The sequence below is a fragment of the Cytobacillus horneckiae genome, from assembly GCF_002835735.1.
Taxonomy (GTDB): domain Bacteria; phylum Bacillota; class Bacilli; order Bacillales; family Cytobacillaceae; genus Cytobacillus; species Cytobacillus horneckiae.
The window spans coordinates 54,540-76,812 of the sequence record NZ_PISD01000006.1 but is presented as its reverse complement, the minus strand read 5'-3'; the positions used below and the strand labels follow the sequence as shown (position 1 = coordinate 76,812).

General features: G+C 37.5%; 18 protein-coding genes and 1 pseudogene. 1 reads left to right on the top strand and 18 read right to left on the bottom strand.

What is annotated here, in order from left to right; genetic code table 11:
- Window positions 1–105: 105 nt before the first annotated feature.
- The 16 genes and pseudogenes from nrdR to CWS20_RS02050 all read right to left on the bottom strand — a co-directional run bounded on the left by nrdR (window position 106) and on the right by CWS20_RS02050 (window position 18,566).
- Window positions 106–576 carry a transcriptional regulator NrdR gene (gene nrdR, locus CWS20_RS02125; RefSeq protein WP_066191460.1) on the bottom strand — a complete coding sequence of 157 codons (471 nt, stop codon included), beginning with the start codon at window positions 574–576 and terminating at the stop codon, window positions 106–108.
- Between the two features lie 381 nt (window positions 577–957).
- The gene (speD, locus tag CWS20_RS02120; RefSeq protein WP_066191457.1) at window positions 958–1,341 is read right to left on the bottom strand and encodes an adenosylmethionine decarboxylase; all 384 of its coding nucleotides are present in this window, start codon (window positions 1,339–1,341) and stop codon (window positions 958–960) included.
- Window positions 1,342–1,688: 347 nt separating this feature from the next.
- Entirely contained in the window at window positions 1,689–2,714 is a 1,026-nt protein-coding gene (locus CWS20_RS02115; RefSeq protein WP_066191454.1) for a glyceraldehyde-3-phosphate dehydrogenase, read from the bottom strand.
- 361 nt (window positions 2,715–3,075) lie between these two features.
- Complete coding sequence (coaE, locus tag CWS20_RS02110; RefSeq protein ID WP_066191449.1) at window positions 3,076–3,669, bottom strand: dephospho-CoA kinase; 594 nt, start codon at window positions 3,667–3,669, stop codon at window positions 3,076–3,078.
- Window positions 3,670–3,693: 24 nt separating this feature from the next.
- Window positions 3,694–4,329: a sporulation membrane protein YtaF gene (gene ytaF, locus CWS20_RS02105; RefSeq protein WP_066191447.1), complete on the bottom strand. Its 636-nt coding sequence runs from the start codon at window positions 4,327–4,329 to the stop codon at window positions 3,694–3,696.
- An 82-nt stretch (window positions 4,330–4,411) separates the two neighbouring features.
- Entirely contained in the window at window positions 4,412–5,245 is an 834-nt protein-coding gene (gene mutM / locus CWS20_RS02100) for a DNA-formamidopyrimidine glycosylase (RefSeq protein WP_066191445.1), read from the bottom strand.
- Window positions 5,246–5,279: 34 nt separating this feature from the next.
- The gene (polA, locus tag CWS20_RS02095; RefSeq protein WP_066191443.1) at window positions 5,280–7,913 is read right to left on the bottom strand and encodes a DNA polymerase I; all 2,634 of its coding nucleotides are present in this window, start codon (window positions 7,911–7,913) and stop codon (window positions 5,280–5,282) included.
- Window positions 7,914–8,095: 182 nt separating this feature from the next.
- Complete coding sequence (hflC, locus tag CWS20_RS02090) at window positions 8,096–9,034, bottom strand: protease modulator HflC (protein WP_066191441.1); 939 nt, start codon at window positions 9,032–9,034, stop codon at window positions 8,096–8,098.
- Complete coding sequence (gene hflK / locus CWS20_RS02085; protein ID WP_066191438.1) at window positions 9,027–9,995, bottom strand: FtsH protease activity modulator HflK; 969 nt, start codon at window positions 9,993–9,995, stop codon at window positions 9,027–9,029. Before hflK ends, hflC begins: the two co-directional genes overlap by 8 nt.
- 442 nt (window positions 9,996–10,437) lie before the next feature.
- The gene (gene pnpS / locus CWS20_RS02080) at window positions 10,438–12,201 is read right to left on the bottom strand and encodes a two-component system histidine kinase PnpS (protein ID WP_066191435.1); all 1,764 of its coding nucleotides are present in this window, start codon (window positions 12,199–12,201) and stop codon (window positions 10,438–10,440) included.
- The gene (locus tag CWS20_RS02075; protein WP_066191431.1) at window positions 12,198–12,914 is read right to left on the bottom strand and encodes a response regulator transcription factor; all 717 of its coding nucleotides are present in this window, start codon (window positions 12,912–12,914) and stop codon (window positions 12,198–12,200) included. Before CWS20_RS02075 ends, pnpS begins: the two co-directional genes overlap by 4 nt.
- Before the next feature lie 474 nt (window positions 12,915–13,388).
- Window positions 13,389–13,862 carry a MaoC/PaaZ C-terminal domain-containing protein gene (locus tag CWS20_RS02070; protein ID WP_066191428.1) on the bottom strand — a complete coding sequence of 158 codons (474 nt, stop codon included), beginning with the start codon at window positions 13,860–13,862 and terminating at the stop codon, window positions 13,389–13,391.
- Window positions 13,863–14,022: 160 nt separating this feature from the next.
- On the bottom strand, window positions 14,023–14,964 hold the full coding sequence (mdh, locus tag CWS20_RS02065; protein WP_066191426.1) for a malate dehydrogenase: 942 nt from the start codon (window positions 14,962–14,964) through the stop codon (window positions 14,023–14,025).
- Between the two features lie 145 nt (window positions 14,965–15,109).
- Window positions 15,110–16,378, bottom strand: a complete 1,269-nt coding sequence (gene icd / locus CWS20_RS02060; protein WP_066191422.1) for an NADP-dependent isocitrate dehydrogenase — start codon at window positions 16,376–16,378, stop codon at window positions 15,110–15,112.
- Between the two features lie 226 nt (window positions 16,379–16,604).
- On the bottom strand, window positions 16,605–17,723 hold the full coding sequence (gene citZ, locus CWS20_RS02055; protein WP_066191419.1) for a citrate synthase: 1,119 nt from the start codon (window positions 17,721–17,723) through the stop codon (window positions 16,605–16,607).
- A 382-nt stretch (window positions 17,724–18,105) separates the two neighbouring features.
- Window positions 18,106–18,566 (bottom strand): annotated as a pseudogene (locus CWS20_RS02050) (DUF441 domain-containing protein).
- A 255-nt stretch (window positions 18,567–18,821) separates the two neighbouring features.
- Here CWS20_RS02050 and ytvI point away from each other — a divergent pair.
- Complete coding sequence (gene ytvI / locus CWS20_RS02045; protein WP_066191417.1) at window positions 18,822–19,943, top strand: sporulation integral membrane protein YtvI; 1,122 nt, start codon at window positions 18,822–18,824, stop codon at window positions 19,941–19,943.
- Window positions 19,944–20,035: 92 nt separating this feature from the next.
- Here the strand turns inward: ytvI and CWS20_RS02040 are convergent, their stop codons facing one another.
- Both CWS20_RS02040 and CWS20_RS02035 read right to left on the bottom strand, forming a co-directional pair.
- On the bottom strand, window positions 20,036–20,422 hold the full coding sequence (locus CWS20_RS02040; RefSeq protein ID WP_066191413.1) for an FxsA family protein: 387 nt from the start codon (window positions 20,420–20,422) through the stop codon (window positions 20,036–20,038).
- A gap of 145 nt (window positions 20,423–20,567) precedes the next feature.
- Window positions 20,568–22,208, bottom strand: coding sequence for an SLC13 family permease (locus CWS20_RS02035; RefSeq protein WP_066191411.1), 1,641 nt, complete (start codon window positions 22,206–22,208; stop codon window positions 20,568–20,570).
- Window positions 22,209–22,273: the final 65 nt, after the last annotated feature.

Below are 22,273 nucleotides of genomic sequence, written 5' to 3'. Positions count from 1 at the left end.
ATTAAGTTAAACTTTCCTATTAGCTAAAAAACTGACGAATTAGTAAAAAGGAGCTAAAGAAATAACTTTAGCTCATACCCCCTCTATAGGGAATGGATTAACTGATTATTCACCTTTAGTTTGCTCTTTCTTAATTAATTCCTTCAATTCTTCAATAAAGACATTGATGTCTTTAAATTGTCTATACACGGAGGCAAAGCGAACATAAGCAACATCATCCACCTTTACAAGGCGATCCATTACCATTTCCCCTACCTCATCACTTTTTATTTCTGATACTCCATTGCTTCGAAGCTCCTTTTCGACCTCTGAAGTGATCTCTTCTAGCTCCTTCAAAGCAACCGGACGTTTCTCACACGCTTTTATTAATCCACGAAGTATTTTTTCTCGGCTAAACTCTTCTCTCGTACCTTCTTTTTTGACAACAATTAACGGGATTTCCTCAACTTTTTCAAACGTTGTAAATCTATAGGCGCATTTTTCACATTCTCTTCTTCTGCGTATAGATTTGCTTTCGTCTACTGGGCGAGAATCGAGAACTCGTGTATTATTATTTTGGCATGAAGGACATTTCATACAATCAGCTCCGAATCGTAACGATCATTTATTTCTTCATACCACTATCATATTAGAAAGAAGATGTCAGTACAAGTAGTTGTATTTTTTTGATGGTCATTGCCCCAATAAAGTGAACCTTCCATCAGTTTGGGTTTTTCTTCATCCCCCACTGATGGTTAGTCTGAGGCACTCATGATGAGGGTCACTCAGACGTTGCCACAGGACGTGGCGTATTTAGTCTGAGTTCTGATAATCGGGCGCATGCGGCAGTTGATTCCTCATTTACCCTTTTATGATTCTATCACAATTCTTGAAACGGGGATCTTACTGCTCGTTACTCTGCGATAAAAATATAAAAAGAGTGCATTACATGCACTCTTTGGATTGTCATTTCAATTATTATAGAGCATTTACTTGTTTTGCGTTTTTAACTTGAACTGGACCCATTCCACGAGGAATTTCGATATTCTCACGTGTTTCCGCCCCTAAGCTTTCTGCAATAAAATCTGCAGCAATATTAGGATCAAGGTCACCGCATGTATAAACATCGATGCTAGCATAGCCATGCTCTGGAAAACTGTGAATGGTTAAATGTGATTCAGAAATGATAACGACACCACTAACACCTTGTGGCGCAAATTTATGGAATGCAACCTCACGAATTTCTGCACCTGATTTTAAAGCAGCACCAACAAAAGTTTGTTCAATAAAATCCATATCATTTAACTTTTCAAAATCGCATCCCCATAATTCCGAGATGACATGACGACCCATTGTTTCCATATTCAAATTTCCCCCTTTACTTTATTGACATGAAGTTCTACTGGATAAAGCATATAACTACCACGGGGGAAAGTTAGTCCAAAGAGGTCCTAACCCTTTAAGTAGCCATTTAGCGCCTTACTCGTTTGAGAAGTTCACGAGGATTAGTATACTTTGTTTAACTCCGTTTTGCAATAAAAGCTTTAAAATTTTTAAAGCAAAAATTAAAATGGGTACCTGTCACCCACAAATTTCGACATTTTTCAACATGTGCAAAAAAGGTTGGCTTTAAGATAAAAAGCTATCCAGAGCAGCACTCTGGATAGCTTTTTAGGGAGCAGGTAAACGCTGATTAAATGTGTGTTAAATTAAGCGTTAACGACTGTTTTATTTAGTTCTTCAGCGACATATTTAACTAGGTCTACGACGCGGCAAGAATAGCCCCACTCATTATCATACCAAGCAAGAACTTTTACTTTATTCTCACCGATCATCATTGTGGAAAGTCCATCAATGATTGCTGAATGAGGATTAGTTGTGAAATCAATAGAAACGAGCGGCTCATCTGTAATATCGAGAATGCCTTTTAATCCGCCTTTTGCTGCCTCAGCAAATGCTTCATTTACTTCATCTATTGTTACATCACGTTTCAAGTCAACAACTAAGTCAACTAATGAAACGTTCGGAGTTGGCACGCGAAGCGCCATTCCATGTAATTTACCTTTCAACTGTGGAAGGACTAAAGAAAGTGCTTTAGCTGCTCCTGTTGAAGTTGGAATAATTGATTGTGCACAAGCTCTTGCTCTGCGCAAATCTTTATGTGGGTTATCAAGGTTTTTCTGATCATTTGTATAAGCATGAACAGTTGTCATTAAACCGTTTTCAATTCCAAACTTTTCATCAAGCACTTTAGCTACTGGCGCTAAACAGTTTGTTGTACATGAAGCGTTAGAAATAACATCATGCTCTGTAATATTTAATGCTTCGTCATTAACACCCATAACGATTGTAACATCTTCGTTTTTACCAGGAGCAGTAAGAACAACCTTTTTTGCACCTGCATTCAAATGAAGGCTAGCTTTGTCTTTAGAATTGAATTTACCAGTTGCTTCAATAACAATATCCACATTCATAGATTTCCAAGGAAGCTCCTCAGGGTTACGGTTGCTTAGAAGTTGAACTCTTTTTCCGTTCACAACAAGCGCATCGTCTTCAGGAATCACTTCACCTTGGAACGCACCATGAGTGGAATCATATTTAATCAAATGTGCCAAAGTTTCTGACGGGTAGCTCGCATTAATTGCAACTACTTCTATTGTATCATCAAGAATGGCCTTTCTAAATACCATTCGACCTATTCTTCCAAAACCATTTATCGCTATTTTCGCTTTCATATTACGGCCCCTTCCGCATTAATGTTATACTTATTAAACATTTTTGATGCTATTAGTATAACATATTAACATCCAGATGTGATGAGTAATTTGCGGATATTTTAAAGTTCAACTATTCAGAAATGTTACTACTAACCATTTATTCTGTTATCGGAGTAAAGGATTCTCCATGAATATATTATTTACATGAACACGACCGATTATGAAAAAAAAAGAGCCATACAGGCTCTCAGTTAGTGGAAGAACTCATTTAAAGGACGGATTTTTCGAGTGTCGAGCCTCTCGACCATCCCGCTACTCCCGCAGGAGTAGCGGACACCTGCCCAAATCCAACTCAACACAACGTACATGCCCCTTCAAATCATTTCCATTCATTAATGAAGTTGTTAAGCTGAACCTTGGTCTCCTCAAGCGTTCCATTATTATCAATAATATAATCTGCCAACTGCAGCTTATCTTTAAGCGGCATTTGTGATTGAATTCTAGCCTCTGCTTCCTCTGCGGAAAACTGATTTCTCTCCATTAAACGCTGCAATTGAGTTTGTTCGTTCACATAAACTAATACCGTATAATCAACCATGTAAGAAAGTTTGCTTTCAAATAGAAGAGGGATGTCTAATATCACCAGCGCTTCATTTCTTTGCAGCGCAGCCTCCTTCTTATCATTCATCCTTTTTCTGACTGCCGGATGGACGATGCTATTCAGCTTCAAGCGTTCTGCTTCATTATTAAATATAATGCCTCCGAGCTTTAAGCGATCAATACTTCCATCTTCCTGAAGCAGCTCCTCGCCAAAATGCGCGATTATTTCAAAATAGGCAGGTTCTCCCTTTTCAACCGCAAGTCTAGATTCCACATCTGCATCAATAACTGTATATCCTATTTCTTTTAACATAGTGGAAACGGTGCTTTTACCGCTTGCAATTCCACCAGTTAATCCTATAACGATTGTCACCTGTGGACCCCTTCCTTTATTAAACTAGATTTTCCATATACCGATAATAATTAGCAATAGTCCTGGTATAAATGAACATCGTTGCATCCATCTGACATTGGAGAACACATCCCCAATTCTCATGCCGGCAAACACAAACAATGAGCTCATTACTGCAACTGAAACAGCTAAATAATAAGGAGAATATCCTAGCATTGCCGCGCCAATACCTGCACCAAATGCATCCAGGGATAAGGCAAATCCGAGCAAAAAGGCTTCAATGCCTGTAATAGTACCTGACTTGTCTATGTCGGCTGCCATTGGTTTTCTTAATATATTAATTACAAGCCCTAATGACTTTATTTCAAAATTCACAATTATTTTTTCGTGAGGAAGCACTTCTTTCACTTTTTCAGGTCTGAAAAATTGATACAGCACCCATGCTCCAAGCACAATCAAGATGATGCCTCCGAGGCTATCTGCAAAAGCAGGTGAAATAAACCGGGCTATCGTATGACCAATCCCCATTGAAATTAAAAGTGTAAAAGCTGAGCAGCATGCAATAATAAGAATAGATTTAATTGGAATCTTCATCTTTCTTAATCCGTATGTCAGTCCAACACTAAAGCTGTCCAGACTTACAGCTACTGCCAATATAAGAAGTGCAATCATCTGCGTCATTTGAAAGAGCTCCTTCCTGGGGTTTTGCTAGGATAGTATATGGAAGAAGCCCATCCAATGTTATCGCAGAAATACAACGATTTTACTCTTTAATTTTTTGACATTCAGGGCAGAACACGGTTCCTCGACCTCCTGTAACCGTGCGTTCTAATGCTATTCCGCATATTTTGCAATCTTCACCGCGGCGGCCATAGACAAATAGCTCTAATTGAAATAAGCCAATTTGACCTTGTGTGTTTACATAAGAACGAATCGTACTCCCGCCTTTATCAACCGCCTCAGCTAACGTTGCTGTTATTTCCTTATGAAGCTTAATCACTTCCTCATCGGTTATCTGATTAGCGATTTTCTCCGGGTGTATTCCAGCCCTAAATAGTGATTCATCTACATAAATATTGCCTAAGCCGACAACTACCTTTTGATCAAGGAGCGCAGATTTTATATACCGCGATGTTTTTGCCAATCGAGCCTTTAAAACCTCTGGCGTAAACTCTTCTGAAAGAGGTTCAGTGCCAAGTTGAGAAAGAGGCAGCTCATTTAGTTCCTCACCTTTTAAAAATAAATGCATCGTGCCAAACTTTCTTACATCCTTATAACGAAGTTCGGTATCATCTGTAAAATGAAAAATTACATGTGTATGCTTATCAACAGGATCAGACTTTTTAAAGAGTCCATACCTGCCCTCCATCCGAAGATGAGAGACTAGTGCAAAATCTGTTGTGTAAAGAATAAGGAATTTTCCTCTTCTGCCCACTTCTACCATTTCTTGCCCGCGCAGGGCGTCAATAAATTGTGTGACATCATCTGGCTGTTTAATCATTTTCGGCCAATTCACAGTAATATGAGAAATGGTCTTATGAACAACCAATTCCTTCAGCGTTCTTCTTACGGTTTCAACCTCTGGTAATTCCGGCATGATTTAATCTCCTTTACTTACATTAGACAGCTTGCTATTTTGCATCAAACCATGTCGGTCCGAATGAATAATCCACTTTCAGCGGCACGTCCAATTCAACTGCATTTTCCATCACTTCTGGTACGATTTTTTTAAGAATATCTACTTCATCCTTAGGCGCTTCGAAAATCAATTCATCATGTACTTGCAGAAGCAGTCTTGTTTTTAGCTGCTCCTTCTGCAAACGGTCTGCCATATCGATCATTGCTTTTTTAATAATATCAGCCGCACTGCCTTGAATCGGAGTATTCATTGCTGTTCGTTCTGCAAAACTTCTTAAATTAAAGTTTCTGCTTGTTATTTCAGGCAAGTATCTCCTGCGATGAAGCAATGTTGATACATAGCCATTTTGTTTCGCCTCTTGAATAATATCATCCATATACTGCTTAACACCCGGATAGCTTTTTAAGTAACGATCAATAAATTGGCCTGCTTCCTTTCTGGAGATAGCCAAGCTTTGTGATAACCCATAATCACTAATGCCGTAAACAATGCCAAAGTTAACTGCCTTTGCATGCCGGCGCATATTGGATGTGACATCATCTTTCTCGACATGAAAAACTTCCATTGCTGTTTTTGTATGGATATCTAAATCTTCCTTAAAAGCTGAAATGAGCTTTTCATCCCCTGCAATATGCGCAAGAACCCTTAATTCAATTTGGGAATAGTCTGCCGCAAAAATCACCCAATCTTCCTCAGAAGGAACAAACGCTTGTCTTATTTTTCTTCCTTCCTCTAACCTGATTGGTATATTTTGTAGGTTAGGATCAGTTGAGCTTAAGCGTCCTGTCTGAGTTAAGGCTTGATTAAACCTTGTATGCACTTTATCCGTTTCTTTATTTACTACCTTTAAAAGTCCTTCTATATATGTGGACTGAAGCTTCGCCAATTGACGATATTGAAGAATCTCCTTAATGATTTCATGTTCTGATTCCAATTTTTCCAGCACATCTGCTGAAGTCGAATAGCCTGTTTTCGTTTTCTTAATGACAGGCAGACCAATTTTATCAAACAGAATCACGCCAAGCTGCTTAGGAGAATTGATATTAAATGCTTCCCCTGCCAATTCATGAATCCGGCTTTCAATGGCTGCCAGCTTTTCAAGCAGCTCAGTGCCCATATTTTTCAAGCGTTGCAAGTCAACCTTAATTCCTTCTGATTCCATATCAGCTAAAATAAGAGATAATGGGAGCTCCAAATCATAAAACAATGCCGCTTGCTGATTATTTTCCAGGGAATCATCCAGCTTAGATTTTAGTACATGCAATGCCATAGCTTTTCTTACAAGATGTTCAGCACGCACATCATCTGCCGGTATTTTTCGTTTCGCTCCCTTGCCATAAAACGCATCATCTGTCTGCAAAGCGGTATACCCGTGGCTCTTTGCCACTGAAGCCACATCATCAATCGTTTCTGAAGGATTGATTAAATAGGAAGCTAATAAAACATCAAATGTGATCCCTTTTAAATGAATGCCATGATGCCTTAACGAAACTTCTGACTTTTTCGCATCATATACAATCTTCTTATTCGTCTCATCCTCAGCCCATTTTTTAAATGCAGTCGATTGTAATGCGTTTTCAGTTGAAATAAAATAATTCACTTTATCATTTACAATTGAGAAACCGAGTATATCAGCATAATGATAATTATCCTCCAGCATCTCCACATAAAAAGCACTTTCATCCTTCACCATCTCTAAATCTAGATCATCGATGATTGTATACTCAAGCTCTTCAAGCTCCAATTGTTCTGCTTCAACATCTCCACCAATCTTCTCAAGCAGGGAGTTAAAGCCTAAGTCCTTAAATAGTCGAATGACCTTTTCCTGATCAAAGCCATCATAGGCAATTTGAGACAGCTGAATTTCAACAGGCGCTTCCCTTAATATGGTTGCAAGCTCCTTACTCATGATTGCCTGATTCTTAAATTCATCCAGCTTTTCTTTCAATTTCTTTCCATTAACTTGTTCTATGGATTGAAGCAGGTTTTCTAATGTTTCATATTCCTTCAATAATTTTAGCGCCGTTTTTTCACCAACGCCTGGCACACCTGGAATATTGTCAGAGCTATCTCCCATTAAGCCCTTCATGTCTATAATTCGTTCTGCTGTAATACCATATTTCGCCTGAATATGAGCAGGTGTATATTCTTCAATCTCTGTAATGCCCTTTTTAGTAATAGCCACAGTTGTTTGTTCAGAGCTCAGCTGAGTTAAATCCTTATCACCAGAAATGACTTTTACATTGAAGCCATCCTTCTCAGCTTGCAGTGATAACGTGCCAATAATATCATCCGCTTCATAATTTTCTAGTTCGTAGCGTGGAATGCCATAAGCATCTAGCAATTCTCTGATTACTGGAAATTGCTCTGAAAGCTCTGGTGGAGTTTTTTGTCTGCCTCCTTTATACTCTGTGAATGTTTTATGCCTGAAGGTTGTTTTGCCAGCATCAAATGCAACAAGAATATGGGATGGTTTTTCATCCTCCATTATTCTCATCAGCATCATCGTAAATCCATATACTGCATTCGTATGTATCCCTTTATCATTATTCAAAAGAGGTAGTGCAAAAAAAGCTCGATAAGCAATGCTATTTCCATCTATTAATACGAGTTTTTTTTCATTCAAATCTAGTTCTCCTCCTAACGCCACTTTATGGCTGCCTAGTTTTTTCTGCGAATATCTTGTCTTATATAGCCTAAACACATCTATACTGGAACCAATTTGCTTCTTATAAGACAAAAAACCGTTATTTTTCTTTATTTTATCACGTCTAGGCGGATAAAGAAAAATAACGGCAAAAGAACTATTTATTCGGTATATCCCATTAATAGTCTGGCATAAGGAGAATCCGACGGCAAGATGATGACTGTTTCTCCATTAATTGTTTTCTTGTATGATTCAAGTGTTCTGTATAATGAATAAAATTCGGGGTCTTTTGAGAAAGAATCGTTATATACTTTAGCTGCGCCTGCTTCTCCTTCTGCACGAATAATTTCCGCTTCTGCTTCAGCCTTTGCAAGCAGTTCCTTTACTTCCCTATCAGTTTCAGCAATCATTTTATTTTTTTGGGCATCCCCTTGAGATAAATATTCCTGAGCGGTTGAATGCCTTTCCGAAATCATTCTTGTGTAAACAGATGCTTCATTTTCAGTTGGCAAATCCGTACGTTTTATTCTCACATCAGTGACCACAACGCCATAGTTGTCCTGTTCCAATAATTCATTCACCCGATCAGTAATTTGGTCATTTAATGATCCGCGCGATGATTTTTCATCGTTAATAATTTCATCATAATTTAGCTGACCAAGTAACGTACGGGTCACTGAATAGATGAAATCTCTGATTTTTGCCTCTGCACCTTCAATCGTTCTTGCATTGGCAATCATCGCTTTAGGATCCTCTATTTTCCAAATGGCATAATTATCAATAATCATTCGTTTCTTATCTTTTGTATTGATTTCAGCCTCTGACACATCATATTTCATTTGATATTTAGGCAAAGTCGTTACGCTTTGTATGAATGGTATTTTGTAGCTCAATCCCGGGGTATCATCAATTCTTACGACTTCTCCAAATTGGCGAACCACCTTGTATTCGCCTTCACGGACAATAAATAAATTAACAAAAATGATAACAGCAACTACAATAATTATAACTAAAAGAATGCCGAGTTTGGAATATTTTCTCCAATTAAAATCACTGCCGCGCCCTTTCGGATTGAAATTCAAGATTTTTTCATCACTCATTCTCTTCACTTCCTTCATCTTCTGGCGGCTTCGGCTGTTCTTTCTCCATTTGTCTAATCGGGAAATATTTCATCGTGTTGCCATCATCGTTCATAATATAAATTTCTGCCGTTGGCAATACTTGCTCTAATGTTTCCAGAACGAGCCGTTCTCTAGTAATATCAGGGTTGTTCTTATATTCATCATATAATTCATTAAATACAGCAACATCTCCGCGTGCCCTTTCAAGACGTGCAGTTTTTTCTCCTTCTGCTCTCGACTTGATTGCTTCTTCTTCCCCTTTTGCTTCATTTAGCTTTTGATTGCGGTACTTTTGCGCTTCATTGATTTTCGTATTGCTTGTTTCACGGGCATCTGTTACGTCGGTGAATGCTTTACGTACATCCTTATTTGGCAGCTCTACATCCTGCAGCTTAACAGCGAGAATGGATATGCCAATATCATATTTTTCTACTAATGATGACAGCAGTTCCCTCACATCTGCCTCGATTTCAGCCTTACCAGATGTCAAGGCATCATCTATTTTTGAACTCCCTATAATACTTCTTAATGATGCAGATGTGCTATCATAAAGGATTTTTTGCGGATTTTCTGCATTGAATAAATATTTTTGCGGATCAGTAATTTTCCATTGAACAACCAGATCTGCTAAAACAATATTTTCATCACCAGTAATCATTTTCGTTTCATTTGGAAAATCTTTTATTTCACCATCTTTTGCTTCATATCCAAACTGCAAACTAAACGTTTCCTTTGATAATTTTTCTACATTTTGAATGGGCCATGGCAATTTAAAATGCAGCCCAGGTTCAGTAATCGCTTCTTCTGCTTTACCAAAAGTAAGAATGACAGCCTGGTCAGATTCATCGACTGTATACCAAGTAGTAAATGCAACGATAATTAAAACCACTGTTAAGATAACCAATCCGATGGTTGTATAAATTCTTTTTAAGCTGAGCATCTTTTAATCCTCCCCTTCCCCTTTAAAGCTCCTATCTGATATACGCTCAGTTATCGAAAAAGTTTCAAAAATATTACAAAATGATTGCGAATCAATTAAGTATTACCGCATCATTGATATGGTTATTCAGGAAAGCTTTGTACTATTCATATTGAAAGAAACGGGGAATGGCAGAGGTTCATTCATAGAAAAAGGAGAGAGCGGGGTTAGCTCTCTCCTTCTGTTTCATCATGTGATGAAGGGGTTTTTCAAATATTATTATACAATTCATTTGTAAAGAGAAAATAAAAGGATTGTAAACTTATAGTAAATAGTATGGAGATGGAAGTTTTTTAATTGAACACTGCCCGTTTTCTCTTAGGAATATAAATGGTATTTAGATAGGGCTTTGACTGATATGAACAAAAAAACTAACCTCCATCTAACGGAAGCTAGTCTCTCTTTACTCTTCAATAAATTTCTTATTAAATTCAAAGCGGAAAACAGAGCCTTTTCCGACTTCACTTTCTACTGTTACCAATCCTTTATGTGCTTCGACTAAATGTTTGACGATTGCAAGTCCTAATCCGGTTCCACCAGAATTCCTGCTTCGCGCTCTATCTACCCGATAGAAACGCTCAAAAATTCTTGGTATTTCAGATTGTTCAATGCCAATACCGGTATCTTCTATATCTATATATACTTTTGAAGAATCATTTGTTACTTTAATCGCGACCGATCCGTTGTTCGTCGTATAAGCCAGGGCGTTTGAAACGATATTTATAAAGATTTGTTTCAAACGATAAGGATCAGCTTCAATGATAATTGGCTCCATATCTTTTTCGAATAGTATCGATATATTCTTCTCTTCTGCTTTTCGATTAACAATCGTAATTACTTCATTGATAATGGTGATTACGTTCACCTTCTCAACAGATAGATTGAAACCTTGCTGCTCAATTTTAGAAAGATCCAATAAATCTTGAATGAGCGTTTGAAGCCTTTCACTTTCCTGTAATATGATATTTAAGAACTGTCTGAGTGCTTCTCTATCATCCATGGCTCCGTCTAATAAAGTTTCTGAGAAGCCCTTAATTGATGTAATTGGCGTTTTTAATTCATGTGACACATTTGCTACAAAATCTCTTCTGACTTGTTCCAGCTTTTTTAACTCCGTGATATCATGAAAGACTAGCAACACACCTTTCCAAACATCATTTGTTCCTATTATTGGAACCCCATATACTTCAAAGTGCTTTCTATGGATACCAATTGGAATAAGGATTTGCTGTCTTACTTTATGCTCAGTCATAAAGATTTCTTCTATTAGATCAGTGACTTCCTTTTGCTCAATCACATCATAATAAAGTTGATTAATATACTCTGTTGAATCGAGATGAAAAACCTCTCGATATGTCCGGTTAACTAATGTAATATAGCCTTTGCTATCGATTAGAATAAGGCCGCTCCCCATGTTCTCAATCAACGTGCTCAAGCGATCCTGATGCATTTCCTGAGATTTAACCATTTCTTGCAGATTTCTTGCCAAAACATTGATTGAACTGCTCAGTTTTCCTGCTTCACCAATATGTCTGTCATATGTGCGTGCCCGATAATTGCCTTTTGCTAATTCTATTGCGACACGTGTTGCAGATTCAATTGGTTTCGTATATTTGGATGTGATCGATGAACCTAGGAAGATGATGATTATTAATGCCAAGCTCAGACAAATAATCAACAACCACCATATTTGTGAATAGGCGCTTTCTAGCTCGTCCATTTTTGCACTTAAAAATATATATCCACCTTGATTTCCATCTGTCATTAGCGGCTTCCAATAATAATGAAAATCAGATCCACCGCCAACTTCCAACGCATGATCTGACTCTTTATCATCTGCAATAATGTCGAGAATGATCTCTTCATGCCGATTAATAGGATCCGTTTCGCCGCTGTCAAATAATAGATCACCACTATTCGTAGTAATCGAGACGCGCAATCCTAACATATCGCTCATTTCATTGACTTTCTGTTGCGTCAGGCCCTCAATGCCTCCATAGTCATCAATATACGCAGTGATTAACTTTGTTTCTTTTTTTAAACGCTCATCAAACACCTTGATATAATATGATTTGAATAATTGCCCCAATAGCAAACCAAGACAAATTAATACTGCTAATATGAGCGTAATTAAAGCAAAGAAAAGTTTTGAACGGAAGATTTTCATTCAGGCTTAGGCTCCTCAAGCTTATATCCAAGCCCTCGAATGGTTTTTATATAAGCAGGTTTTTTCGTATTTTGCTCAATTTTATCCCTTAAATGGCTAATATGAACATCCACAATTCTAGTATCGCCTGCAAAATCATAATTCCATACCGCACTTAATAATTGATCTCTCGTTAAAACCCTACCTTTATTCTTCGCAAGATATAGGAGCAACTCAAATTCCTTAGGCGTGAGTTCCAACAATTCTTCTTCATAGTAGACTTCATATCTTTCTGGATAAATCTTTACTCCAGAGATTCTGATGAATTCAGATTCATCCTCTTCAGTAATCTCATCTTCATATTTAAATTGGGCTCTTCGTAAAATAGCTTTTACGCGGGCAACAACTTCACGAGGACTAAACGGCTTCGTCATATAATCATCGGCACCTAATTCAAGCCCCAAAACTTTGTCAAATTCATCGTCTTTAGCGGTTAGCATTAATATCGGTGTATTCAACTTCCTTTGTCTAAGTTGTTTACACACTTCTATTCCATCTAGCTTTGGTAGCATTAAATCCAATATAATCAGATCCAGTTTCTCTTTAAGGGCAATATTTTTTCCCTCTTCTCCATCAGCTGCTGTTAGCACTTCATACCCTGCTTGCTGCAAATTATACTGTAATAACGTTACAATTGATTTTTCATCATCAACAACTAGAACTTTTTTATTCATAAAAGCCTCCGATATATAGATTCCCCTCGTTAAAAGCATCCTTCATTTCATTTCGATGCAAAAAAAACCCCAATACCACACCCCTATTATAATATAATTCAACAGTTAAAAGACAAGTATGTGAAAAATTAGCGAAAAAGTCTTAAATATTCTATTTCCACTTCTATATTTCGGTTAGTTTTTTGTCCTAAGTTCTGAGGTTCTCATTCCGCATCAGGAACTAATTCCCAATTATTCATTTTCTCTAAAACATGCATAAACCTCTGCTCACGCAGTACTAAGGGGCCATTTATTCGTTTCCTAAACACGCAGAACTCACCATTGCCAACAACGTATTCCTGTACTCAGTCATTGTACTATAGGGTACAATACTCTTTTAAAATTCAGTAAAAAAAATCCTAAAAAATCAATTAATTGATTTTTTAGGAAGATTAGATAAAGCACGAATATAAAGTATTTTAAATATGATTATTTTTAAAAGTTATCTAAAGCTTGACCGTCTATCTTTTGCATACGATGCGGCGGACTAACAAGAAGTTTACCTATAAGAACAGTTTCATCTTCTTCGTTTGTCGCTTGCGCTTTAATTTCTATCATATGATTCTGTTCATCAATATTAATGATTTCTAATAAAAATTGTATGGAAGAATAATGGTAAACAGGTTTTAAATATTCAATTTCTTGTTTAATCACATGGCTTCCAGGACCAGGCAAGTATTTAGAGATTGCTGAATTTATCATTCCGTTTAACATAATACTCGGTACAATCGGCTTTTTATAAGGAGTTTGTGAAGCATAATCATGTTGAATATAAAGAGGATTAGCATCATCTGTTAAGCCAAGATATAATAATAAATCTTTATCCTCGATTTTTTCAGATAATGTTAGTTTTTCTCCAATAGAGATTTCTTCTAGTTTTCTACCAATCTTTCTTTTCTTTCCTAGCATTTTCTGCACCCCCGCTACGTGTAAACGTTTTCATTGTTGTCGAAAACAGACTGAGTAATATTTTTTAGTTTTCACTCTATTTATATTATTTTAACATTTTATTCTCTTTTTAAAAAGCTAAAAATAAAAAAAATCGGGGAATTCCCCGATTTTTTTAGGTTTAGGCTAATACTGCCATGACACTGCGGACTGCTTCAGCAGATTTATCTAATGCTGCTTTTTCATCAGCAGATAATTCAAGTTCAATAACTTTTTCAATTCCGTTGGCACCAAGAATTGTTGGTACACCTAAGTATATCCCTTCATAGCCATATTCACCCTCAAGGTATGCAATGGAAGGAAGAACGCGGCGCTGATCTTTGAGGATTGCTTCTACCATTTCTACTAATGAAGCGGCTGGCGCATAATATGCACTTCCATTACCTAGAAGGTTAACAATTTCGCCTCCGCCTTTACGAGTGCGTTCGACAATTGCTTCTAGACGATCTTTAGAAATTAAAGTTTCCAACGGAATACCGCCGGCATAAGAGTAGCGTACTAGCGGAACCATGTCATCGCCATGTCCTCCAAGAACAAATCCTGTAATATCTTTGACAGAAAGGTTTAATTCTTGTGCGATGAATGTACGGAAACGCGCACTATCAAGAACACCAGATTGACCGATTACACGATTTTTAGGGAATCCGCTTTCTTTAAATACTGTGTAAGTCATTGCATCCACTGGGTTAGTTAATACAAGGATTAAAGCGTTTGGAGAATATTTTGCTGTTTCTTGCGCGACGCTTTTCATAATTTTTTGATTCGTTTGCACTAAATCATCACGGCTCATACCTGGTTTACGCGCAATCCCAGCTGTGATTACGACAATGTCAGAATCCTTCGTGTCCTCGTAGTTTGAAGTACCAGTGATGCTTGCATCAAAGCCTTGAACCGGGCTAGCCTCCAACATATCTAGTGCTTTCCCTTTTGTTGGATTCTCCATTTGAGGAATATCAACTAGCACAACATCGGCTAATTCTTTTTGAGCTAGTAAAAATGCAGTCGTTGCTCCTGTGAAGCCTCCGCCAATCACAGAAACCTTTTTGCGTTTTAAAGTTGACATAATGAATTCCTCCTTTGATATTCTCATCCGTTTTATGTAAGAGGGCTGATAGGGCGAAAATACACGACATCCCCCTGCTAGTTGCAGGGGGGCCGGTAATTTCGGATCATATTAACCCTCTTATATTGTTTACATACCCCGGAGATTAATCCATGTTCTTAATAAGAACGTCTCCGAATTCAGAGCATTTCACTTCTGTCGCTCCATCCATTAAGCGTGCAAAGTCGTATGTTACAACTTTAGAAGCGATTGATTTTTCCATAGATTTTTCAATTAAGTCTGCTGCTTCATTCCAACCAAGATGCTTAAGCAACAGCACACCTGAAAGAATAACAGAAGATGGATTTACTTTATCAAGTCCTGCATACTTAGGTGCAGTACCGTGAGTAGCTTCAAAAATCGCATGTCCAGTTTCATAGTTGATGTTTGCTCCTGGAGCGATACCGATTCCACCCACTTGTGCAGCTAAAGCGTCAGAAATATAATCACCGTTTAAGTTCATAGTCGCTACAACATCGAACTCATTCGGACGTGTAAGAATTTGTTGTAGGAAGATATCAGCAATTGCATCTTTTACGATGATTTTGCCAGCAGCTTCTGCATCAGCTTGTGCTTGATTTGCTGCTTCTGTTCCTTTTTCGTCTTTAATACGGTCATATTCTGCCCAAGTGAATACTTTATCGCCGTATTCTTTCTCAGCAAGCTCATAACCCCAGTTTTTAAATGCGCCTTCAGTAAACTTCATGATGTTTCCTTTATGAACAAGTGTTAATGATTTGCGTCCCTCTTTGATTGCATACTCAATCGCAGAACGTACTAGGCGAGATGTACCTTCTTCAGAAACTGGCTTAATGCCAATACCAGAAGTTTCCGGGAAACGGATTTTGTTTACACCCATTTCATTTTGCAAGAAAGAGATCAATTTTTTTACTTCATCAGAGCCTTTTGCATACTCAATTCCTGCATAGATATCCTCTGTGTTTTCACGGAAAATAACCATATCAGTATCTTGAGGACGCTTAACTGGTGAAGGTACTCCCTCAAACCAGCGCACTGGACGTAAGCATACGAATAAATCTAATTCTTGGCGCAGGGCAACGTTTAATGAACGAATTCCGCCACCGATAGGAGTTGTAAGAGGTCCTTTGATCGCAATTAAATATTCATCAATTACATCAAGAGTTTCTTTTGGCAGCCATTCACCTGTTTGATTGAATGCTTTTTCTCCAGCTAAAACTTCTTTCCAAACGATTTTACGTTCACCTTTATATGCCTTTTCTACTGAAGCATCTAATACGCGAGAAGCTGATGCCCAAATATCCGGGCCTGTTCCGTCGCCTTCAATAAAAGGAACGATTGGTTGATTTGGTACGTTTAATACTCCATTGCTTACTGTGATTTTTTCTCCTGCCATAGTAAAATCTCCCTCCAATTTCCTGGTGTTACATCTATTTTATAATAACACCTTCACAAACATATCAGAATCAAAGGTTAGAAGGCAAACGCTCCTAACCTTTTTCTGATTTCTCTATATGCGTACTTCTCTCCAGAAAGGAGAGTTCCGCTTTAATTATTATCATCAATATTTTAAAAATTCAATAGAAAATTACTGAAAAATTAAAATTGAATCGCCTATTCTATTAACCTCTTTTTTCAACTGGTACATAAGTTTGCATTCCCGGACCAGTATAATCCGCACGTGGACGGATTAAGCGGTTGTTCGCATATTGCTCTAGAATATGCGCTAACCAGCCAGAAACACGGCTAACAGCAAAGATAGGTGTGAATAGGTCGTGATCAATTCCTAAGCTGTGATAAACAGAAGCTGAATAAAAGTCTACATTTGGAGGTAGATTTTTCTCTCCAGTTACAATGCTTTCGATTTTTGTAGACATTTCATACCAGTGCGGTTCACCAGTTAGTTCTGTTAATTTTTTTGACATCTCTCTTAAATGTTTTGCTCTTGGGTCGCCTTGGCGATAAACACGGTGGCCGAATCCCATGATTTTTTCTTTGTTAGCCATTTTCTCGCGAATCGCTGGCTCAACATTATCAAGTGTGCTGATTTCCGTAAGCATTTTCATGACCGCTTCATTTGCGCCACCATGTAATGGTCCTTTTAAAGCACCAATCGCTGCTGTTACACCAGAGTAAACATCAGATAGTGTAGCTACACATACGCGAGCAGTGAAAGTAGAAGCATTTAATTCATGGTCTGCATGCAGTACGAGCGCTTTATCAATTGCTTCAATTGCAATTGCTTCTGGCTCTTCTCCATTTAGCATGTATAAGAAGTTAGCAGCAAAGCTTAAATCTTTATTAGGTGCAACCGGTTCTAAACCTTTTCTCACACGAGCAAATGCTGCAACAATGGCCGGCATTTTTGCTTGAAGGCGGATAGCTTTTTGGTAATTTGCTTCCTCACTCATCACATCTGCCTCTTCATCGTATAACCCTAATAATGATACAGCTGAACGAAGTGCTGCCATTGGATGTACTTTATCAATCGGATATGTTTTAAAGTGATTTAATACTTCTTGCGGTAGTTCCATATTCTCTGCTAATTGGCTTTTTAATTCATCCAATTGATCTTTAGTTGGAAGCTCACCGTGCCATAAAAGATAAATCACTTCTTCGAAGCTAGCATTTTCCGCTAAATCATCAATGTTGTAACCAGCATATGTTAATGTATCATCGATGATTGAACTGATAGATGAAGTAGTTGCTACTACTCCTTCAAGACCGCGTGTTGCTGTCATAACAAACATCTCCTTCAAAAATTAATTTTCCCCATTCCCTCTGTCTGCAAACAAATATTCATAAAGTTTTCCAGCTTATCAGAATTTTTCTGATATATATTGGCTGTTCAAGCCGAATTTATCCGACTAAGATAATAGCCGGGAGACAGACTAAATGACATTTCCAGTCAGATTTCCACCTGACTTTGAATCATCCCTGAGCGTTTGTTCAGAAAACACCTGCAAGAAAATGCTTACATTTTCTTTTTAGGGAATAATCGTGTTAATAGTTTCATAGACTCAACTATCGGACCCATATATACATGTTTATTATAAACAATTATCAGACTTTTGTGAAACGAAATCTAAAAAAAATAAAATTAATAATTTTCCTAAGAAACAATTAATTAATATATTCATATATCCTTATGATCATATACGCAATCCCTGCTCTAATGAGCGGCCCAACAGCCACTCCTTTAAATAAAGCGACTGCAAGGATCGTCCCTAATACTAGAGCCGTCGTAATATGTGGGTCTTCCGATAGAAGAGTGATACCGCCTTTTGCCAATCGTGCAACAGCAATACCTGAAATACATGCATTCATGCATAGAGAGATATAAATGCTTCACTTAAATCCCTAAAACCTATCGCTCCCCTGGCAATAGGAACTAAAACAGCAATCGTGATAATCGTCACTCCCCAATTTATACCCTTTGTCTGTATAAATGAAAACACTTTTGCTTCTACCCCTAAGATCCTTAACAAAAGTAAGATAAGGATTGCTAATAATAGAGAAAGATTTTTTGCAACGATGCTAATAGTTAACAGGAGCAGTAAAAACATAGCTGATTGAGTAATCAAACCCTTACCTTCCTGCCATTGATGTTATTTTAACATAATTTCGAAAAAAGATGTAATTAATTTATTTAATAGACAGAACATTTAAAATGAATATTCGTGATGAAATAGCATTTTAACGGATGAACGACTTAATCCTTCGGTCGAAATATAATGTCTGACTATTCTTTTTTTATATGTATTGCACAAAAAAATAGTGTATGATACTCATAAAAGGAACGACAAATTATGGAAAAACATTTGAATAAGGAGGCATTTATGTTAGACCATATTTATTTGCATAGAACATTGCGCTTCTTCCTAGTAATTGGGTCCGTCCTTCTCTTTTTCATTGCTTTCTATTATCTATCAAAGCTTACCTACCCCTTTTTAATAGGGTTAGTTATTGCATTCCTGATGAATCCGTTAGTTAATTTTTTTCATCAAAAATGGCGGGTTCCGAGGGCTCTTTCTGTATTGCTTGCACTCATTTTGTTCTTTGCCATTGTTGCAGGAATGGTCACATTATTAGTTGCTGAAATTGTATCAGGCACCACGTATTTGGCCAATGTTGTTCCTAAACATCTGGACACACTTATTACGCATATTGAACAATTCTTCGCTGGACAAATCATCCCTATTTATAATCAATTAACTAGTCTTTTCAACAATCTCGGCACAGGTCAACAAGATACGATTCTTGCTAATATCGAGAGCGTTGGCAAAAATATCGGCAATACATTAGGCGTGTTTATTCAATCTTTCTTTGAAAATATCCCAACAATCATTTCCTGGTTTCCAAATGCAGCAACAGTGATTATCTTTTCTTTATTAGCCACTTTTTTTATTAGTAAGGATTGGTATAGGCTATCTAGAATATTTAACAGACTTATGCCAAATCGGGCAAAAAAAAGCAGCTTAACAGTTGTAGCCGATTTAAAAAAGGCTTTAGTCGGATTCCTAAAAGCACAGGCCACGTTAATTTCAATTTCAACAATTATTATTCTAATCGGATTATTAATTTTACGTGTCGATTACGCTATTACAATTGCTCTCATTGCCGGACTCGTAGAAATCATTCCTTATTTAGGGACAGGCCTCATATTTGTGCCTTGGATTATTTTTGAAGCAGTTGCTGGAGAAATGAGCCGCGCCATTGGGCTCGGTGTGCTTTATACAATTGTAATTGTACAAAGGCAAGTGATGGAGCCGAAAATATTATCATCAAATATCGGACTTGATCCGCTCGCCACGTTAATTTCGTTATTCGTCGGATTTAAGCTTATCGGCTTTCTTGGACTCATTGTTGGACCAGTCTTCCTCGTTATTTTGACGACAATGCATAAAGCCAATGTATTCCATGATGTATGGACTTATATAAAGGAAGGCAAAGCTGCATAAAAGAGTTTGATATTAAAAACGCCACTCCAACCATGGAAGTGACGTTTTTTTATGATTATATGTGATCAAACTTGGCTACTTTCCAAATCTCATCATCTAATAATTTTGATTGTACCGTGATTCATCCGCTTTTTTATAAATCTATATAGCAGCGCTTTAATACTATTCCTTACAAACGGTATCAATAATATGATTCCAACTGTATCTGTAATGAAACCAGGAATAATTAATAAAACCCCTGCGATAAAGATGCATACACCATCCAATAGCGTATCACCTGGCATTTCGCCATACTGAAGCTGTGTTTGCACTCTTTTCATCGTCTCTATTCCTTGACGTTTAGCAACATAAATACCTATTATAGCGGTTAAGAGAATCGCTATAAACGTAGGACCAACCCCAAAAGCATTGCCCGATAATAGCAGAACGATAATCTCCAGCGCCGGGACAGTTAACAAAAGCAAAAGAATGTAGCGCATGTTTGGCCACCTCAATTTAGTTTTATACATTTATTTTAACAGAAAATCTTTTATGACCAAAATGATTCATTCTATTACACTTTTACAGGCATTTATTTATGATAACATCATACGGTTAAAAGCTCAGATGTTGCTCCTACCACAACTATTTAAACATATCAGGAAAGTTAGTAATGTCTATTCCCCAGGCGATTGGCATATAAAAGTAAATCATGACAGGCACAAAGAGAATAGTAAAGATACTCAGCCAGAAGCCAGACTTAACCATGTCAATTATTTTTAGATATCCCGAGCCAAAAACAATTGCATTTGGCGGTGTTGCAACCGGCAGCATAAAAGCGCACGAAGCGGCAATGCCGGCTGCTACCATTAAGGCATATGGATGAATATTCAATGCAAGCCCCAAGGAAGCCATAATCGGAAACATCATCGTGGCAGTCGCTGTATTGGAAGTAATTTCAGTCAAGAAAGTAACTAATGCTGTAACACATAGGATGACAATAATTAGATGCACACCTTGCAATATGGTGAGCTGCTCACCTATCCATTGTGCCAGTCCTGAATCTTTAAACCCTTTTGCTATCGCCAACCCTCCGCCGAACAATAAAAGAATTCCCCACGGTATATTTACACCGTCTTTCCAATTTAATAGCTGACCATCACTTGAACTTTTAGACGGCAATATAAATAGCACTACCGCAGCAGCAATGGCTATCACTGTATCATCTATACGATTCATGAATTCAAATGGAATAAATGTTCTCGTAATCCATGCTAATGCAGTAATAGTAAATACAGCTAGCACAAGTTTTTCTTCAAAGGAAATGCTCCCTAGCCTTTTTCTTTCTGATTTGATGATCTCTTTCCCGCCTGGCAATTCTTTAATAGTAATTGGAAAAGCAATTTTAACTAAATAAAACCATGCAACAGCTAATAAAACCGCTGCAAAAGGTACACCAAAAAGCATCCAAGTAGCAAAGGAAATATCGACACCGTAAATCTCTTTGACAACACCGGCAAAAATCATATTAGGAGGTGTCCCGATTAATGTGCCTAAACCGCCTATAGAAGCAGCATAAGCTATCCCTAGCATCAGTGATTTTCCAAATCGGCTCCCTGACTCCTTATCTTCTTTTATTGATTCATTTACATGCGCAATCACGGCTATTGCAATTGGCATCATCATCATAGCTGTTGCAGTATTAGATATCCACATTGATAGAAAGCCCGTGGCAATCATAAATCCGAGTACAAGTTTGGTCGTGCTCGTTCCTACAACCGAGATGATGCTTAGTGCTATTCTTAAGTGAAGATTCCACTTTTCCATTGCAATAGCGATGATAAACCCGCCAAGAAATAAAAAGATTGTATTATCTGCGTAAGCGCTTGTTACTCCCTCTGTGACTGCACCAGTTAAAGGAAATAAAACGATTGGCAATAGTGCAGTTGCCGGAATAGGTATTGCCTCTGTTATCCACCATGTAGCAATCCATAAAGTACTCGCTAGCACAGCTAAAGCCTCGCCTGACATACCCGGCGGAGAAATAAATAACAATGTAATTAAAAATAACAATGGCCCTAGCAATAAACCTATATTTTGTTTCTTTGACCTCTTTTGCTTAAAACTATTATTCTCATTATTTTGTTTCACAACCTTAGAAGCAGTCTCGCTGTTGTTATTATCTTGTTCTGTTGAATCATTTTTTGCAGAAAAAAGCAGAAGAAACTTTTTAATATCTTCATGCCATTTCCACATTTCTCCCCAAAAACTTTGTAAATAACCCATTATGCCTCTCCTTTCATTCACACATGTAATTGAAAACCCTTTCATTTTAATAGTGTTATACTATT

Coding starts and splice junctions, on each gene's coding strand:
- CWS20_RS02115 (WP_066191454.1), bottom strand. CDS start 2,714: ATGAAAGCGAAAATAGCGATAAATGGTTTTGGAAGAATAGGTCGAATG.
- ytvI (WP_066191417.1), top strand. CDS start 18,822: ATGTTAGACCATATTTATTTGCATAGAACATTGCGCTTCTTCCTAGTA.
- nrdR (WP_066191460.1), bottom strand. CDS start 576: ATGAAATGTCCTTCATGCCAAAATAATAATACACGAGTTCTCGATTCT.
- ytaF (WP_066191447.1), bottom strand. CDS start 4,329: ATGACGCAGATGATTGCACTTCTTATATTGGCAGTAGCTGTAAGTCTG.
- citZ (WP_066191419.1), bottom strand. CDS start 17,723: ATGACAGCAACACGCGGTCTTGAAGGAGTAGTAGCAACTACTTCATCT.
- hflK (WP_066191438.1), bottom strand. CDS start 9,995: ATGCTCAGCTTAAAAAGAATTTATACAACCATCGGATTGGTTATCTTA.
- mutM (WP_066191445.1), bottom strand. CDS start 5,245: ATGCCGGAATTACCAGAGGTTGAAACCGTAAGAAGAACGCTGAAGGAA.
- pnpS (WP_066191435.1), bottom strand. CDS start 12,201: ATGAAAATCTTCCGTTCAAAACTTTTCTTTGCTTTAATTACGCTCATA.
- speD (WP_066191457.1), bottom strand. CDS start 1,341: ATGGAAACAATGGGTCGTCATGTCATCTCGGAATTATGGGGATGCGAT.
- CWS20_RS02075 (WP_066191431.1), bottom strand. CDS start 12,914: ATGAATAAAAAAGTTCTAGTTGTTGATGATGAAAAATCAATTGTAACG.
- hflC (WP_066191441.1), bottom strand. CDS start 9,034: ATGAGTGATGAAAAAATCTTGAATTTCAATCCGAAAGGGCGCGGCAGT.
- mdh (WP_066191426.1), bottom strand. CDS start 14,964: ATGTCAACTTTAAAACGCAAAAAGGTTTCTGTGATTGGCGGAGGCTTC.
- CWS20_RS02070 (WP_066191428.1), bottom strand. CDS start 13,862: ATGCTAGGAAAGAAAAGAAAGATTGGTAGAAAACTAGAAGAAATCTCT.
- CWS20_RS02035 (WP_066191411.1), bottom strand. CDS start 22,208: ATGGGTTATTTACAAAGTTTTTGGGGAGAAATGTGGAAATGGCATGAA.
- CWS20_RS02040 (WP_066191413.1), bottom strand. CDS start 20,422: ATGCGCTACATTCTTTTGCTTTTGTTAACTGTCCCGGCGCTGGAGATT.
- icd (WP_066191422.1), bottom strand. CDS start 16,378: ATGGCAGGAGAAAAAATCACAGTAAGCAATGGAGTATTAAACGTACCA.